At 66.3% G+C, this 14,916-nt stretch carries 14 protein-coding genes; 4 read left to right on the forward strand and 10 right to left on the reverse strand.

What is annotated here, in order from left to right:
• Nucleotides 1–39: 39 nt before the first annotated feature.
• Nucleotides 40–1,302: an NAD(P)/FAD-dependent oxidoreductase gene (locus AXW67_RS21525; RefSeq protein WP_063679452.1), complete on the forward strand. Its 1,263-nt coding sequence runs from the start codon at nt 40–42 to the stop codon at nt 1,300–1,302.
• A 181-nt stretch (nt 1,303–1,483) separates the two neighbouring features.
• Here the strand turns inward: AXW67_RS21525 and AXW67_RS21530 are convergent, their stop codons facing one another.
• The 3 genes from AXW67_RS21530 to AXW67_RS21540 are packed head-to-tail and all read right to left on the reverse strand — an operon-like array spanning nt 1,484 to nt 4,310.
• The gene (locus tag AXW67_RS21530) at nt 1,484–2,695 is read right to left on the reverse strand and encodes an ABC transporter substrate-binding protein (RefSeq protein ID WP_063679453.1); all 1,212 of its coding nucleotides are present in this window, start codon (nt 2,693–2,695) and stop codon (nt 1,484–1,486) included.
• A 58-nt stretch (nt 2,696–2,753) separates the two neighbouring features.
• Nucleotides 2,754–3,077, reverse strand: coding sequence for a 2Fe-2S iron-sulfur cluster-binding protein (locus AXW67_RS21535; protein ID WP_063679454.1), 324 nt, complete (start codon nt 3,075–3,077; stop codon nt 2,754–2,756).
• A 12-nt stretch (nt 3,078–3,089) separates the two neighbouring features.
• Entirely contained in the window at nt 3,090–4,310 is a 1,221-nt protein-coding gene (locus tag AXW67_RS21540) for a cytochrome P450 (RefSeq protein ID WP_063679455.1), read from the reverse strand.
• Between the two features lie 83 nt (nt 4,311–4,393).
• Here AXW67_RS21540 and AXW67_RS21545 point away from each other — a divergent pair, with 83 nt between their 5' ends.
• On the forward strand, nt 4,394–4,900 hold the full coding sequence (locus tag AXW67_RS21545; protein WP_027549813.1) for a MarR family winged helix-turn-helix transcriptional regulator: 507 nt from the start codon (nt 4,394–4,396) through the stop codon (nt 4,898–4,900).
• Nucleotides 4,901–5,369: 469 nt separating this feature from the next.
• On the opposite strand, the gene AXW67_RS21550 is transcribed toward AXW67_RS21545, so the two are convergent.
• Nucleotides 5,370–7,223, reverse strand: a complete 1,854-nt coding sequence (locus AXW67_RS21550) for a feruloyl-CoA synthase (protein ID WP_063679456.1) — start codon at nt 7,221–7,223, stop codon at nt 5,370–5,372.
• A gap of 161 nt (nt 7,224–7,384) precedes the next feature.
• Between AXW67_RS21550 and AXW67_RS21555 the strand changes: the two genes are divergently transcribed.
• Together AXW67_RS21555 and atzF are read left to right on the forward strand one after the other, a co-directional pair.
• Nucleotides 7,385–7,891 (forward strand): MarR family winged helix-turn-helix transcriptional regulator, encoded by a 507-nt coding sequence (locus AXW67_RS21555; protein WP_063679457.1) that lies wholly within the window; start codon nt 7,385–7,387, stop codon nt 7,889–7,891.
• A gap of 193 nt (nt 7,892–8,084) precedes the next feature.
• On the forward strand, nt 8,085–9,893 hold the full coding sequence (atzF, locus tag AXW67_RS21560) for an allophanate hydrolase (RefSeq protein WP_063679458.1): 1,809 nt from the start codon (nt 8,085–8,087) through the stop codon (nt 9,891–9,893).
• A gap of 71 nt (nt 9,894–9,964) precedes the next feature.
• Here the strand turns inward: atzF and AXW67_RS21565 are convergent, their stop codons facing one another.
• The 6 genes from AXW67_RS21565 to AXW67_RS21590 all read right to left on the reverse strand — a co-directional run bounded on the left by AXW67_RS21565 (nt 9,965) and on the right by AXW67_RS21590 (nt 14,897).
• Nucleotides 9,965–10,180, reverse strand: a complete 216-nt coding sequence (locus AXW67_RS21565; RefSeq protein ID WP_063679459.1) for a hypothetical protein — start codon at nt 10,178–10,180, stop codon at nt 9,965–9,967.
• A 110-nt stretch (nt 10,181–10,290) separates the two neighbouring features.
• Nucleotides 10,291–11,013 (reverse strand): GntR family transcriptional regulator, encoded by a 723-nt coding sequence (locus tag AXW67_RS21570; protein ID WP_027549818.1) that lies wholly within the window; start codon nt 11,011–11,013, stop codon nt 10,291–10,293.
• A gap of 4 nt (nt 11,014–11,017) precedes the next feature.
• Complete coding sequence (gene hpxZ / locus AXW67_RS21575) at nt 11,018–11,410, reverse strand: oxalurate catabolism protein HpxZ (protein ID WP_063679460.1); 393 nt, start codon at nt 11,408–11,410, stop codon at nt 11,018–11,020.
• Between the two features lies 1 nt (nt 11,411).
• Nucleotides 11,412–12,806: an AtzE family amidohydrolase gene (locus AXW67_RS21580; RefSeq protein WP_063679461.1), complete on the reverse strand. Its 1,395-nt coding sequence runs from the start codon at nt 12,804–12,806 to the stop codon at nt 11,412–11,414.
• A 7-nt stretch (nt 12,807–12,813) separates the two neighbouring features.
• Nucleotides 12,814–12,993 (reverse strand): DUF4089 domain-containing protein, encoded by a 180-nt coding sequence (locus AXW67_RS21585; protein ID WP_027549821.1) that lies wholly within the window; start codon nt 12,991–12,993, stop codon nt 12,814–12,816.
• A gap of 17 nt (nt 12,994–13,010) precedes the next feature.
• On the reverse strand, nt 13,011–14,897 hold the full coding sequence (locus AXW67_RS21590) for a dipeptide ABC transporter ATP-binding protein (RefSeq protein WP_063679462.1): 1,887 nt from the start codon (nt 14,895–14,897) through the stop codon (nt 13,011–13,013).
• Between the last annotated feature and the right edge of the window lie 19 nt (nt 14,898–14,916).

Below are 14,916 nucleotides of genomic sequence, written 5' to 3' on the forward strand. Positions count from 1 at the left end.
TAAATGAAGAGAAGAGATAGCGAGATTCGAGGACGCATCATGACCACGACACCCCACCGCGTCGTCATCGTCGGAGCCGGCTTTGGCGGCCTGGAGACGACCTACCGGCTCACAGGCGCGCCGGTCGAGATCACGCTGATCGACCGCCGCAACCATCATCTGTTTCAGCCGCTGCTCTACCAGGTCGCGACAGCTTCGCTCGCGACCAGCGAGATCGCCTGGCCAGTCCGCCACCTCATGCGCGATCGGCGCGAGGTGACGACGCTGTTTGCGACGGTGAGCGGCGTCGACGCCGAGCGGCGCTGCGTCCTGATCGACGATGGCAGCGAGGTGCCCTACGACACGCTCGTGCTCGCGACCGGCGCGCGGCATGCCTATTTCGGCCATGATGAATGGGAGCAGTGGGCGCCGGGCCTGAAGACGCTGGAGGACGGGACCACGCTGCGCCGGCACATCCTGGTCGCGTTCGAGCGCGCCGAGCGCGAGACCGATCCGGCGCGGCGCGCGGCCCGGCTCACCTTCGCGATCATCGGCGCCGGCCCCACCGGCGTCGAGATGGCCGGCACCATCGCCGAGATGGCACATCACACTTTGCCCGACGACTTCCGCAACATCGATACGCGGAAGGCGCGCGTGGTGCTGATCGAGGCGGGCCCGCGCGTGCTGGCCGGCTTTGCCGACGATCTCTCGGCCTATGCGCAGGCCTCGCTGGAAAAGATTGGCGTCGAGGTCGTGCTGGGACAGCCCGTCACCGACATCGACCGCGAAGGCGTGGTCTATGGCGGGCAGCGATTGAATGCCAAGACCCGGATCTGGGCTGCCGGTGTGCGCGCCTCGCCCGCCGCCGAGTGGCTGGGTGCCCCAGCCGATCGTGCCGGGCGCGTGCAGGTCGAGGCTGATCTGACGATCCCCGGCCATCCCGAGATCTTTGCGATCGGCGACACCGTCAGCATCAACGCCTGGGAGGGCAAGCCGGTGCCCGGCATCGCGCCGGCCGCCAAGCAGCAGGGACGCCACGTCGCCGAAACCATCAAGGCACGCCTGCGCGGCCAAGCAACCGGCCAGTTCCGCTACAAGCACGCCGGCAGCCTGGCGCAGATCGGCAAGCGGCTCGCGGTGATCGACTTCGGTCGCATCAAGCTGCGCGGCGCGATCGCGTGGTGGATCTGGGGCATCGCCCACATCTACTTCCTGATTGGCCTGCGCCACCGTCTCAGCGTCGCCTTGAGCTGGCTCTGGATCTACGCCCGCGACCAGCGCGCCGCGCGGCTGATCACGCAGGGCAGCAGCAAGGTGGTGTAGCCTTCCCTTCTCCCCTTCTTGTGGGAGAAGGTGGCACGAAGCGCCGGATGAGGGGTCTCTATCGGCACGTTCAATTGCGAGAGATTCGTTCGCGGAGACAACCCCTCACCCGGCTTCGCTTCGCGAAGCCACCCTCTCCCACAAGGGGAGAGGGTTGCATAAGAGTTCGTGGCTAGAAGAGCTACTTCACCAGCTCACACCCGCCTTCCGTCAACGGACGGAACGCCTGGTCCGCGGGGATCGTCGAGATCAGCTTGTAATAGTCGTACGGATATTTCGACTCCTCCGGCTTCTTCACCTCGAACAGATACATCGGGTGCACAACGCGGCCGTCCTGGCGGATTGCCGTGTCGCCGAACAGCTTGTCCTTGCCCCTGAACTTCTTCATCTCGGGCACGACGTCCTTGGCGTTGTCGCTGCCGGTGGCGGCGACCGCGTTGAGATAGGCGAGCGTGGAGGCGTAGACGCCGGCCTGATTGCCGCTCGGCATCTTGCCGTTCATGCCGGGCCGCGCGGCGAAACGCTTCGCGAAGGCGCGGGTGTCGTCGTTCATGTCCCAGTAGAAGGCCTCCATGAGTTGGAGGCCCTGGGCGACCTTGACGCCCATGCCGTGCACGTCGTTGATGAAGAGCAGGAAGGCGACGAGCTTCTGGCCGCTCTGCTGGATGCCGAACTCCGCGGCCTGCTTCACCGCGTTGATGGTGTCGCCGCCGGCATTTGCGAGGCCGATCACCTGCGCCTTCGAGCCCTGTGCCTGCAACAGGAAGGAGGCGAAATCGGAGGTGCCGAGCGGATGCTTGCTTGATCCGATCACCTTGCCGCCATGCGCCTCGATGTATTTCTGCGCCTCCGACTCGATGCCCTTGCCGAGCGCGAAGTCCACCGTGAGGAAATACCACTCCTTGCCACCGCGCGACACCATCGCGGCCGCCGTGGTGTTGCCGGTCGCCCAGGTGTCGTTGACCCACTGGATGGTGTTGGGCGAACAGGCTTTGCCGGTGAGATCCGAGCTTGCGGTTGAGGACGCCAGGAACGTCATGCGGCTGTCGCGCAGCAGCGCGTTGATGGAGAGGCCGACGGCCGAGTTCGGCACGTCGACGATGGCGTCGACGCCTTCGACGTCGAGCCATTTGCGCGCGATCGCGTTGCCGACGTCGGCCTTGTTCTGGTGATCGGCATAGACGATCTCGACCTTGATGTTCTTGCCGCCGCCGTTGAAGTCCTCGGCGGCCATGCGCGCGGCTTCGACCGAGCCCATGCCGTTGGTGTCCTGGAAGATGCCGGAAATGTCGTTGAGCACGCCGACGCGTACGACATTGTCCGAGATCTCGGCGCTGGCCGCGCCGCTCAGGAGGCTCGCGGCCAGCGCGAGCGTCCACTTCAGATGTCTCATAGTTCCCTCCCCTGTTCGATTGTTTGCCGCGTCGCTCGTTGTCGGCACGGTCGAAAATTCAGACCTGTCGCTCCGGCAGCCTCAGCACGAGCCCGTCGAGATCGGGCGTGATCACGATCTGACAGGACAGCCGGCTCGCGGGGCTGCGCTCGGCGGCGGCGCCGTCGAGCAGCGCGTCCTCGTCGTCCGCCATCGCGGGCAGCCGGGCGAGCCAACTCTCGTCGACATAGACGTGGCAGGTCGCGCACATAGCGTTGCCGCCGCACTCGGCCAAGATGCCGTCGAGGCCGTGACGGGTCGCAGCCTGCATGGCGCTTTCGCCGTCGCCGGTCTCGACGCGGTCGGACTTGCCGTCGGAATGGATGAAGGTAATCGCAGGCATCAAGGCTCCTCGTCAGGCCGGGGTGATGGTGACCGGCAGGCTGTCGAGCCCGCGCAGCGTGTTGTTGAAGCGGCGTTTCGGCTCGCCGGTGATCTCGATTTTCGCAATGCGCTTGGCGAGCGCCGTCAGCATCACCTCGCCCTCGAGACGGGCGACGAGTTGACCGACGCACATGTGGATGCCCGAGCCGAAGCCGACATGGCCCGACGTGCGGCGTGTGATGTCGTAGCTGTCGGGCTTGTCCCAGCGCCGCGGATCGCGATTGGCGGCGGCAAGGAACATCAGCACTTTTTCGCCCTCGCCGATGGTCGCGCCGGAAAGCTCGACCTCGCGCGTCGTGGTGCGAAAGAATGTCTGCACCGGACTTTCAAAGCGGACCGCCTCCTCGAACGCGCCGCGCGCGAGCGAGAGATCGTCGCGCAGGCGCTGCCATTGATCGGGAAAGCGGGCGAGGCAATAGATCGCGGCGCCGATGCCGTTGACGGTGGTGTCGAGACCGGCCGACAGCAGCGAGCGCACCAGCAGCGGCGCCTCGGTTGCGGTGATCGCGCCTTCGTCGACATGCGCATGGATGCAGGCGCCAAAGCCACCGGGCGCGAGATTCTCTCGCTGGCACTGCTCGGCGACATAGGCCTGGTGCGGGGCCGAACGTTCGATCGCCTCCTGGCGCAACTGATTGGGCGGGCCGAAGGCGTTGAATACGACACTCGCATAAGGAATGAGGTGCTCGCGGCCTTCGGGCTTGAGGCCGAGCGCATCCGGGAAGATCGAGAGTGGATAGGCTTCCGCAAGATCCGCGACCGCGTCAAAGCTCCGCTTATCGATCAGCGCGTCCACCCGCTCTTCGGCCGCCGCGGTAAAGCGGTCGCGCACCTGCTTCATCACCGTCGGCGACAGCACCTTTGACAGCACAGCGCGGGTGCGGGTGTGCGCGGGCGGATCGGCCTCGAGGATCAGGCTCGGCGGCCGCCACGGCGTCTCCTTCTTGAAATCGGACAAGCCGACGCCACGACTGGAGCAGAAGGTCGCGGGATCGTTCAGGACGGCATGGACCTCGGCATAGCGCGCCACGCCATAGACGTTCCACTTGTCGAGATAGACAACCGGCCCCGCCTCCCGCAGCACCTCATGCGTGGGATAGGGGTCGGCAAAAAAATTCATCGCAAAGGGATCGACGTCGAGATGCGGGATCCCCGGCGAGCCGGTGGATACAGGAGAGGCGGATGCACTCATTGAAGTTCTCCCTCACTTTGATCTTGTGAAACGCGAGCGCATGCCCTTAGGTCTGCGGGCACACCAAAAATCAAAAGCCCGCTATGCCTCCGCCTTCGACCAGACCCCGACAGAAGCCTGCGGCCACTGAGGTCGGACCGACGCTCGACCTCGACCGTTACGTCCCGGCCCTCATCACCTTCATCGCCAACAAGCTCTCGAACAGTGCGACCGCGTTCTACCAGCGGCACTTCGGCGTCAACGTCACGGAATGGCGGATCATGTCGCTGCTGGCGATCGAGCCCGGCATTCCTGCCGCGCGCATCTGCCACGTCATCGGCTTCGACAAGGGGCCGGTGAGCCGGACGCTGTCGGGCCTCGAGAAGCGCGGGCTGGTGTCGATCCGCACCGACCCGAACGACGGCCGGACCCATTCGATCTCGCTGACGGCGAAGGGCCGCGCCACCCATGACAAGGTCATCGTCGCGGCCCTTGACCGCGAACGGCGCCTGCTGTCCTGCCTCAGCAAGGACGAGCGCGAGGTGCTGATCGGCCTGATCCGCCGCCTGCACGAAAATCTCGGCGCGGTGACGGCCGGCACCGACGGCTGACACGCCGCGCCGGGCGCGCGGTCCATTGTCGTCGTCGGGCATGCGCCGGAATTTGCCGGTGGCACCATTCCTGCCGAACATGCTTCCTCCAGATCAGGCGCAGCGGTTCCCCCCGCCGTCATCCTTGTTTGGAACGGTTCGCACAAATTAGTTGCCTAGGCAACAAAAGAATTAAAGTTCGGCGATCCGGCAAGCATGCTGCCCTAAAGCCGCGCCGCGTCACTCCCTCTCGCCCGCCCTCATGGGGAGGGGGAGTGGCGCGAACGCACTCGGGCCTTCATGGTTCGAGACGCGCCGTAAGGCGGCGCTCCTCACTATGAGGATCTAGGATTTCGCCGTGCAACAAGACCTCATCCTGAGAGCCCGCCTACAGCGGGCGTCTCGAAGGATGGGCCGGAAGGAGGCTGCCCGCCAAACTCTCTCGGGGGAGAGGTGAAAACGGCGCAAACTCCGTTTGATCGGCGGATAACTACAAGCCGATCCATTCGCCCGACGCATCGTCGTTCAGCCGGGCCACAGCATCCGCGCGGCGCGTCAGCACGGCGCGCTGATTGATGTAGCCCTTGTCGGTGATCTCGCCGCCATCGACCGATGGCGGCTCGGCGAGCAGCAGCGCCCGCGTCGCATGACCGGAGGAGTTCGCGCCCTGCTGCTGCTTCAGCCTGGCCAGCCCCTGCGCGATCGCGGTCCTGACCTGGTCGTGCGCGAGCACGTCACTCACGCCTGCCGCCTCGGCAAGACCGGCTTGGGCGCGACAGGCCGCGATGTTCGGGAAGACCAGGAAGCGCACCTCGTCGCCGCCATGACCGGTGACGACGACGTCCTGCGCGAGCGGCGCCAGCGCGGCAATACCGGCGACGCGCAGCGTGCCGACGCTGACCCAGGTGCCGGAATTCAGCTTGAAGTCCTCCGCGACGCGGCCGTCGAAGAACAGGCCGCGTTCGGGTCGCTCGGCGTCGGCGAATTTCACGGCATCGCCGATGAGGTAAAAACCTTCCTCGTCGAAGGCCTGCTTCGTCAGCTCCGGCGCCTTCCAATAGCCCGGCGTGACGTTGGGCCCGCGCACACGCACCTCGAGCTTGTCGCCGGAGGCGACGAGCTTTAGCTCGGTGCCGGGGATCGGCACGCCGATATTGCCGGAGCGCTCGGCGAGGAAGTGGCAGTCGGTCGCGAGCGGCGAGGTTTCAGTGGAGCCCCACGCCGACACCATCGGCAGCGGGCGGCCGACCGTCTCGACGGAGAGCTGTTCGAGCGCGTCCCAGAGATTCTGCGGCAGCGCGGCGCCGGCATAGAAGGCGAACTTCACCTCGGCGAAGAAGCGGCGCCGCAGATCTTCGTCACTGCGCAGCGCCGCGATCAGCATGTCGAAGCCGCGCGGCACGTTGAAATAGACCGTCGGCATCACGCTCTTCAGGTTCGCAAGCGAGGTCGCGAACAGGCCCGGCGCGGGCTTGCCGCCGTCGATATAAAGCGAGCCGCCGTTGCGCAGCACGAGGTTGAAATTGTGGTTGGCGCCGAAGGTGTGGCTCCAGGGCAGCCAGTCGAGAATGACGAGATCGCCACGGCCTGGCGCGAGGAACGTCCAGGTCTGCGCCTTGGCCTCCTGGCTCGAGGTCAGCATGCGCTGGCTGTTGATGACGGCTTTGGGCGTGCCGGTCGAGCCCGACGTGAACAGGAATTTTGCGATCGTGTCCGGCGTCACCGTCGCGAAGGCTTTTGCGACATCGGGTGTCTCGGTCGTTGCCGCGATCGCGCGGAACGCGAGCGCATCGACGTCATCGGCATTTCCGCTGATGATCTGCGCCCGATGCCGCGGCTTGATCGCGGCCAGCGCCGCGGCAAACGGCTTTGTCGCGGAGACATAGATCGCACCGGGCTCGAGCAGCGCGATCATGCTCTTGAGCTTGTCGAAGTCCCTGGACATCAGCGAATAGGCCGGCGAGATCGCAGCCGAGGGCACGCCGACATGCTGGGCGGCGAGCGCGAGCAGCGCGTGGTCGATGCTGTTGTCGGAGAGGATGACGACAGGACGTTGCGCGCTCAGACCCTGCGCCAGGATCCAGGACGCCGCCGCGCGCACCTGCCGCAAGGCCTGCGCATAGCTGACCGTGGTCCAGGGCGCCTCCACACTGCCGCGCTCGGCAAGGAAGATCGCGTCGGGCGTCTGCCGCGCCCATTGCTCCAGCCAGTCGCCGATGCAGCGCGCGCCCTCACGCAGGCGTTCGGGTGAGCGCAGCACGATGCTGCCGTCGGCGCGATGCTCGGCGACGGTTTTCGGCATTGCGAACAGGCTGGAAGCATCACCGCGTGCGGTGGCTGTCATGTGTTTTCCTCCTCGCCCGGTCGAATGCCGGGATCGGCCGCAGCCTCGTACCGGGCTGCTTCGGCGATAATGTTGGGCATCGCAATTGTTGTCGTCAACAACAATCTTTCCTTCGCCGCCGGCAGCCGCTAGGCTTGAGGCGATTTCGGCGGAGAAGCCACGTGTCGGAGAGAGCGATTCATCGACAGACCGGCGTTCCGGCGCGCAAGCGTGACGGCAACGGCGCGGCGCGACCGAACGACGCGGACGAGATCGACCTCGACGCGCTGGTCGGCCACGCCGGCTATGCGGTGCGGCGCTTCCAGATCTGGATCTTCCAGGACTTCGTCAAGACGCTCAGCGAGGTCGACATCCGGCCGACGCAGTATTCGGCGATGACGGTCATCGGCGCCAATCCGGGCCTTACCCAGATGGCGGTGGCAAAACGCCTCGGTATTGAGCGCGCCCGGCTCGTGCATCTGCTCGACAGCCTCGAATCCCGCAGGCTGGTGAAGCGGATCAAGTCGAAGGCGGACCGGCGCTCCCACGCGCTGCATCTCACCGCGCAGGGCACAACAGCGCTGGCGAAGTTCAAGCGCCTCGCCGCCGAACACGAGCGGCACGTCGAGGCGAAGATCGGCAAGGAGAACCGGGAGCACCTGCTCCGGATCCTCGCCTGCTTCACCTGATCCCGACTGCCCAGGATTTGGGCAGGTGCCCCGATTAAGGCGCCGATGCGGTGACCGGTCGGCCATCTAAATATCGCCTAAAGCCATGATAAATCGATAATATCTAGAGCACCCGCCCCGCCCGGCTTCTGTACACAATGGCACATCGCTTGCTTCAATCCGGGCGAAGACGAATTGCCGGAGTTTTGTCGACATGGGGGCCGAACAGCCTGAAACGATCGCCACGATTGTGGCCGCGCACCGCGCAGGCACGGTCACGCCGGCGCAGACCGTCGCGCGCAGCTATCAGCGCATCCGCGACCACCGGGATCCCGCGGTCTTCATCAGCCTGCGCAATGAGGCGGATGCGATCGCCGAGGCCGAGAAGCTCGCCGCGCGAGAGGACGCAGCGAGCCTGCCGCTCTACGGCGTGCCGGTCGCGGTAAAGGACAATATCGACGCGCAGGGTTTTGCGACCACCGCGGCCTGTCCGGCCTTCGCCTACACGCCGACGCATGATTCCACCTTGGTGGCGCGGCTGCGCGCCGCCGGCGCCATCGTCATCGGCAAGACCAACCTCGACCAGTTCGCAACCGGCCTCGTCGGCGTGCGCTCGCCCTATGGCATCCCCAGGAATTCGATCCGCGAGGATCTGATCCCGGGCGGATCGAGCTCGGGATCGGCGACCGCCGTCGGCGCGGGGCTGGTGCCGCTGTCGCTCGGCACGGATACGGCCGGCTCAGGCCGCGTGCCGGCGATGCTCAACAACATCGTCGGGCTGAAGCCGAGCCTCGGCATGATCTCGACCGCGGGTGTCGTGCCCGCGTGCCGCACGCTCGACTGCGTCTCGGTGTTCGCGCTAACCGTGGACGACGCCGCGCTCGCACTCTCCGTGATGGCGGCGCCCGATCAGGCCGATCCGTTTTCGCGCGACCGGCCGCTTCAGCCGCTCACGCCGTTCCCGGCAAACCTGCGCCTCGGCACGCCGCGCAACGGGCAGCTGATCTTCTTCGGCGACAAGAAGGCGGAAGCAGCTTACGGCGAGGCGCTGCAACGCTGGACCGCACTTGGCGCAACACTCGTCGAGTTCGACCTCGAGCCGTTCTACGAGACGGCGCGGCTGCTCTATGAGGGGCCCTGGGTCGCCGAGCGCTATCTCGTGATTCGCAATCTGCTCGCCTCCGCGCCGGATGCGATTCATCCGGTGACGCGCGAGATTACGGCGGCCGGCGCTCGGCTGACGGCAGCGGAGACCTTCTCCGCGCTCTACCGTCTGCAGGGCCTGCGCAAGGTCGCCGAGCGCACCTTCGCCAATCTGGACGCGCTGGTGCTGCCGACGGCGCCGACGGTCTATTCGACCGCGCAAGTGCTGGCCAATCCGGTCGAGCTCAACAGCCGGCTCGGCACCTACACCAATTTTGTGAACCTGCTTGACCTCTGCGGCCTGGCGCTGCCGGCGTCGATGCGTGCTGACGGCATTCCGTTCGGCATCACGTTGCTAGCACCCGCGGGACGTGATGCTTTCCTTGCGAGCATTGGCCGCGTCTTCCATGTGGATACGAAGCTGAGCCTCGGTGCGAAGGGCGTTGCGCAAGCACCGCTCGCGCCGCTGCCTGCAAGCACTGGCGACGAGATTCCGATCGCGGTGGTCGGCGCGCATCTCTCCGGCATGGCGCTGAACGGCGAGTTGACGGCGCTGAACGGACGCCTGATCGAGGCGACCAAAACCGCGCCGGACTACAAGCTCTATGCGCTCCAGACCACGCCGCCGAAGCCGGGCATGCTGCGCGTCGAAGCCGGCAAGGGCGCGGCGATCGAGCTGGAGATCTGGTCGCTCTCGGCATCCGCCTTCGGCAAATTCGTCAACGCGATTCCCGCGCCGCTCTCGATCGGCACGGTCAGGCTCGCGGATGGCCGCAGCGTGAAGGGCTTCATCGTCGAGCCCGAAGTGCTGGCCGATGCCCGCGACATCACCGCCTATGGCGGCTGGCGCGCGTATATGGCGGAGAGGGCGACGGCGTAAACTCTCTCAACAGCGTCATTCCGGGGCTGCGTGCCGCGCACGCATCCCGACATGACGGGCTGAGACATCATTCACGCCGATTTGCGCCAGGCGGATCCGTTCTTCTTCTCGTAATCGTCGAACGCCTTGATGAGGCCGGACAGGACTTCGGCTGAAGTCTCGAGCATCGCGGCGAGCCGCGGCTCATCGACCTTGCGGATGTCTTCACGCAGATACGTCACCGTCTCCTTGAGACGCTGCTTCATCTTTTGGGTGTGACGCCTGGGGACTTTCTCGGAGGACGCCATCGTATTTCTCCTCATCGGGGCGATCCGAGGAAACGATCGGCGGGAGTGACGGTTCCTAGCCCGGGAACCTTCGCCAGGACGACATCGAGAGTGTGATAACCGTCGCTGCCTTAAACCGACACCGCGTAGATCTCATACTCCCCGCGCACCAGTTCGATATGCGCGCGCATGGCGGCGGCGGCGCCCTGCTTGTCGCCGCGCATGATGGCGACGACGACGCGGTCGTGCTCGGCTTGCGACTTGGCGAGGCGCCCGAGGTTGCGGAACTGGGCGCGGCGGAACGGCTGGACACGGACGCGCGTCGCAAGCGTGATCTCGGCGATATAGCCGTTCTGCGAGCCGGCATAGATCGCGTTGTGGAAGCGCTCGTTGACCTCGTGGAAGCGTTCGGGATTGCCGGTGTAGCTCAGGACCCTGAGCTCCTCGTGGATGGCCTCCAGACCATGGCGCTCGGCCGCCGACATGCGTTCGGCGGCAAGGCCGGCGCACAGCGCCTCGAGCTCCGCCATCGCCTCGAACATGCTGGTCAGCCGCTCGATCGAGGGCTGCGCCACCACTGCGCCGCGATGGGCGCGCGCCTCGACGAGGCCGCTCGCGACGAGCTGGCGCAGCGCTTCGCGCACCGGCGTGCGCGAGACGTTGAAGCGGCGCGCGATGTCGGTCTCGTCGAGAGGCGCGCCGGGCGCCAAGGTTCCGCGCACGATCTCGTCGGCGAGCTGCAGCCGCAGCTCCTCGGCGCGCGTGACCTTGTGCACGGTCGGTTGCGGCCGGTCGACACGCGGCACCACCGGTTCGGCTGGCAGTGCCCCTGGCGGAAAGTCGTCGAGCGTCATGCGTTCATGTCTCTTTCGACTCGTCGATGATGCTGACATGGGCGGCGACGACGCGCCAGCCCTCCGGGAAGCGAATCCAGGTCTGCATCTGCCGGCCAACCTTGCCGGGCGCCGTTTCGCGATAGAACAAAGTAGAGGCGACGGCCGTATCGCGGCCGTAGCTGGTGATGACGGTCTTGGCGGTGCAGCGGCTCAGGCCGACGGGAGAGCGCGCCGCGCGAAAGCCGGAGATCGCCTCATAGCCGTAGAGATTCTCGCCGATGCCGTAGCGCAGCGTGCGGGGATCGTTGCGGAAGAGCTCGCCGAGCACGGCGACGTCGTTGGTGACCAAAGCCGTCTCGTAGCGCTCGAACGCGGCTTTCACTTCCGCGATCACGTCGGGGAGATCGATCTCCATCTCAAAGTCCTCTCGGCGGCGGCGCGGAAACCACGCCCATTCGTTCCAATGCGTGCGCGACGCGCAGGCCAATGTCCTCGCGCCAAGGCGCGGTGATGATCTGCACGCCGATCGGCAGCGGCTCGAGCGGCACCGGCACGGCCACCACGGGCAGGCCGATGAACGAGATCGGCTGGGTGTGGAGGCCGATATTGGCGCGTACCGGCATCTCGACGCCGTCGAGCGTGAAATTCACCTGGCCGAGTTTTGGCGCGACACAGGGCGTTGCGGGGGCGAGCAGCACGTCGACCGATTTGAAAAGCTCCATGACCTGTGCGCGATACCAGCGGCGAAACTTCTGCGCGCGGTCGACCAGCGGCGCCGGCACCATCGCGCCGGCGATCAGCCGGTCGCGCACCGCCGGATCGAAATCGTTGGGGCGCTTGCGCAGGCGACCGAGGTGCAGCGAGGCACCTTCGGTCGTGGTGATGACATAGGCCGCCGCGCGGGCGCGCGAGGCTTCGGGAATGTCGACGACGCCAGTCGCACCGAGCGCCTTGGCAACGTGGCCGACGGCCTCGACAGCTTCGGGAAACACGTTCTTCTGGAAGTGGCCGCCGGCGATCGCGACGCGCAGGCCCGCGATGGATTCGCCGAGCAGCGGCGTCACCGGCTGGACGCCGCGCGTGGTGCAGGCGGCATCATCCGCATCCGGCCCCTGCATCGCGTCATAGGCCAGCGCAAGATCAGTGACGGAGCGCGCGAACGGGCCAAGATGATCGAGGCTGGCGACGAACGGGAAGGAGCGCGCGCGCGACAGCCGGCCATAGGTCGGCTTCAAACCAAAAATGCCGCAGAACGAGGACGGCACGCGGATCGAGCCGTTGGTGTCGGAGCCGAGCGCGATCGGCACCAGCGCGCCGCCGACGGCGCTGCCGGAACCGCCCGAGGAGCCGCCGGTCATCCGTGTGGTGTCATGCGGATTGCGCGAGGGACCGTCATGGACGTTCTCGCCGGTGAAGTCGTAGGCGTATTCGCCCATGTTGAGCGCGCCGACCAGCACGGCCCCGGCGGCTTCCAGCCGCTCGATCAGCGTCGCGTCGCGCTTTGCCGGCGCATGGTCGCGGTTGATCTTCGAGCCGGCGCGCGTCGGCAGCCCTGCGACATCGAACAGGTTCTTCACCGCAAAGGGAACACCGGCGAGCGTGCCGACCTTCTTGCCGGCGGCGATATCGGCATCGATGGCGCGCGCTCTGGCGCGGGCGCGATCGGCAGTGACGTCGGTGAAGGAATTGAGGATGGTGTCGTGCTGCTTGATGCGCGCGAGCGCCGCTTCAACCACCGCGAGGGCGGACGATTGGCCGCCGGCCACCGCTTTCGCGATGTCCGCAGCCGTCGACTCTGGCTTGATCGTCATGGCGGCGTCAGGCCGTGAACACGGGCGCCGGCTCGGTCTCGTCCGGCAGCGCGAATTCGTCGACGAGGCGGCCGAGCCGCAGCGAGACTTCGAGGTTGGCGCGCACCGCAGGCCGCCAGGCGTCCTCGACCGGCAGCGCCAGCGCTTTCGATACGGCGTCGATATAATCGTCCAGCGGTTCGGCCATCGCGCTCTCACAGTCTCTCAGTGCACCGGCAACGGCGGATGCGGGATCGCCGTCAACAGCTGCTTGGTGTAGTCGTCCTGGGGATCGCTGAGGACCTTCTCGGAAGACCCTTCCTCCACGGTTCGACCCGTCCGCATCACAATGACACGATCGCACAATAAGCGCACCACATTCAAATCATGCGAGACGAACAGGTAGCTCATGCCTAGCCGCTGCTTGAGGTCCTCCAGCAGATTCAGGACCACCGCCTGCACCGAGACGTCGAGCGCGGCGGTCGGCTCGTCCAGGATGACGAGCTTGGGATGCAGCGCGATCGCCCGGGCGATGCCGACACGGGCCTTCTGGCCGCCGGACAATTGATGCGGAAAGCGGTCGAGCAGATTGAGGGGCAGGCCGACCATCGCCGCCAGTTCCTCGCAGCGGGCGCGCAGCGCATCGCGCCCCCTGACATTGCCGAGCTGCAGAATCGGATCGACGATGGCGCGCGCGGCGGTGAAGCGCGGATTGAGGCTGTCGGTCGGATCCTGGAACACCATCTGGATGCGGCTGCGCAGCGGCAGCCGTGCAAAGGCGCTCGGCATGATGCTGCCGATCTCCTCGCCATCGAACTGGATACGGCCGGAGGTCTGATCGAGCAGCCGCATCACCATCATCGACGTCGTCGATTTGCCGCAGCCGGATTCGCCGACAAGGCCGACACTCTCGCCATGGCCAATCGAGAAGCTGATGCCATCGACCGCGCGGAACACATCCGGCTCGACCGGCGGCCTGCGGCCGAACAATTTGCCTAGCACTGCGGTGGCGCCCTGGCGCGGATACTCTTTCACAAGCTTTTCAACGAGGAGGAGGGGTTTCTCGCTTCCGCCGCTCGCGACGCTGCTCTCCCTCTCCCCGCTCTTCGCGGGGTCGAGACGAGCTTCGCTCGCTCTGAGAGGGTCGGGGTGAGGGGCTGCTTCCACGAGTGGAGTGCTTGGAGAGTCCCCCTCACCCGCCGCGCTCTGGCGCGCAAGTGCGCTGCCGAGCGCGTTGGCCTCTCCCCGCGTGCGGGGAGAGGCGAAGGAAGTTGCCGCGCTACCTTCCTCCTCCGGCAATAGATCCCGCAAGGACACACCGATCCGCGGAGTCGCGCGCATCAGCTTGCGCGTGTAGGGGTGCTGCGGATTGGCGAAGATGTCGGCGGCCTTCGCGGTCTCGACCACCCGGCCCTTCTCCATCACTACGACATGGTCGCAGTAGGCTGCGGCGAGGCCGAGGTCGTGCGTGATCAGGATGGTCGACATCGCCCGCCGCTTGGTCAGCTCGACGATCAAATCCATCACCGCCTTCTGGGTGGTGACATCGAGGCCGGTGGTCGGCTCGTCCGCGATCAGGAGCTGCGGATTGCAGGCGAGCGCGAGCGCGATGACGACGCGCTGGCACATGCCGCCGGAGAGCTCGAACGGATAGGCGTGATAGCGCTCGCGCGGCCGGGCGATCTTCACCTGCTCCAGCGCTAGAAGTGCCTTCTCGCCATGATCGGCGACCTGCGCCTGCTGCACATGGGTGCGCAGCACGTCCTCGATCTGGTCGCCCACTTTCCGGATCGGATTGAGCGCGGCGCGCGGGTTCTGAAAGATCATCGAGACCTCGCGGCCGCGCAAATCGCGCATCTGGTCCTCGGTCGCGGCCTTCACATCGATGCCGGAGAACATCACCGAGCCCTCGGCGATCCGCCCGGCGCGGTCGAGGATGCGCATCACCGCATATGAGGTCACCGACTTGCCGGAACCGGACTCGCCGACGATAGCCAGCGTCTCGCCCTTGGCGACGGAGATGTCGACATGCTGCACCGCCTTGACGATGCCGCGACGGGTGGTGAATTCGACCGTGAGGTCCCGGACGTCGAGCAGGGGCTGGGCGGTCATGCTGGCCTCCGCAAAAATC

The sequence above is a fragment of the Bradyrhizobium neotropicale genome, from assembly GCF_001641695.1.
GTDB classification, from domain to species: Bacteria; Pseudomonadota; Alphaproteobacteria; order Rhizobiales; family Xanthobacteraceae; genus Bradyrhizobium; species Bradyrhizobium neotropicale.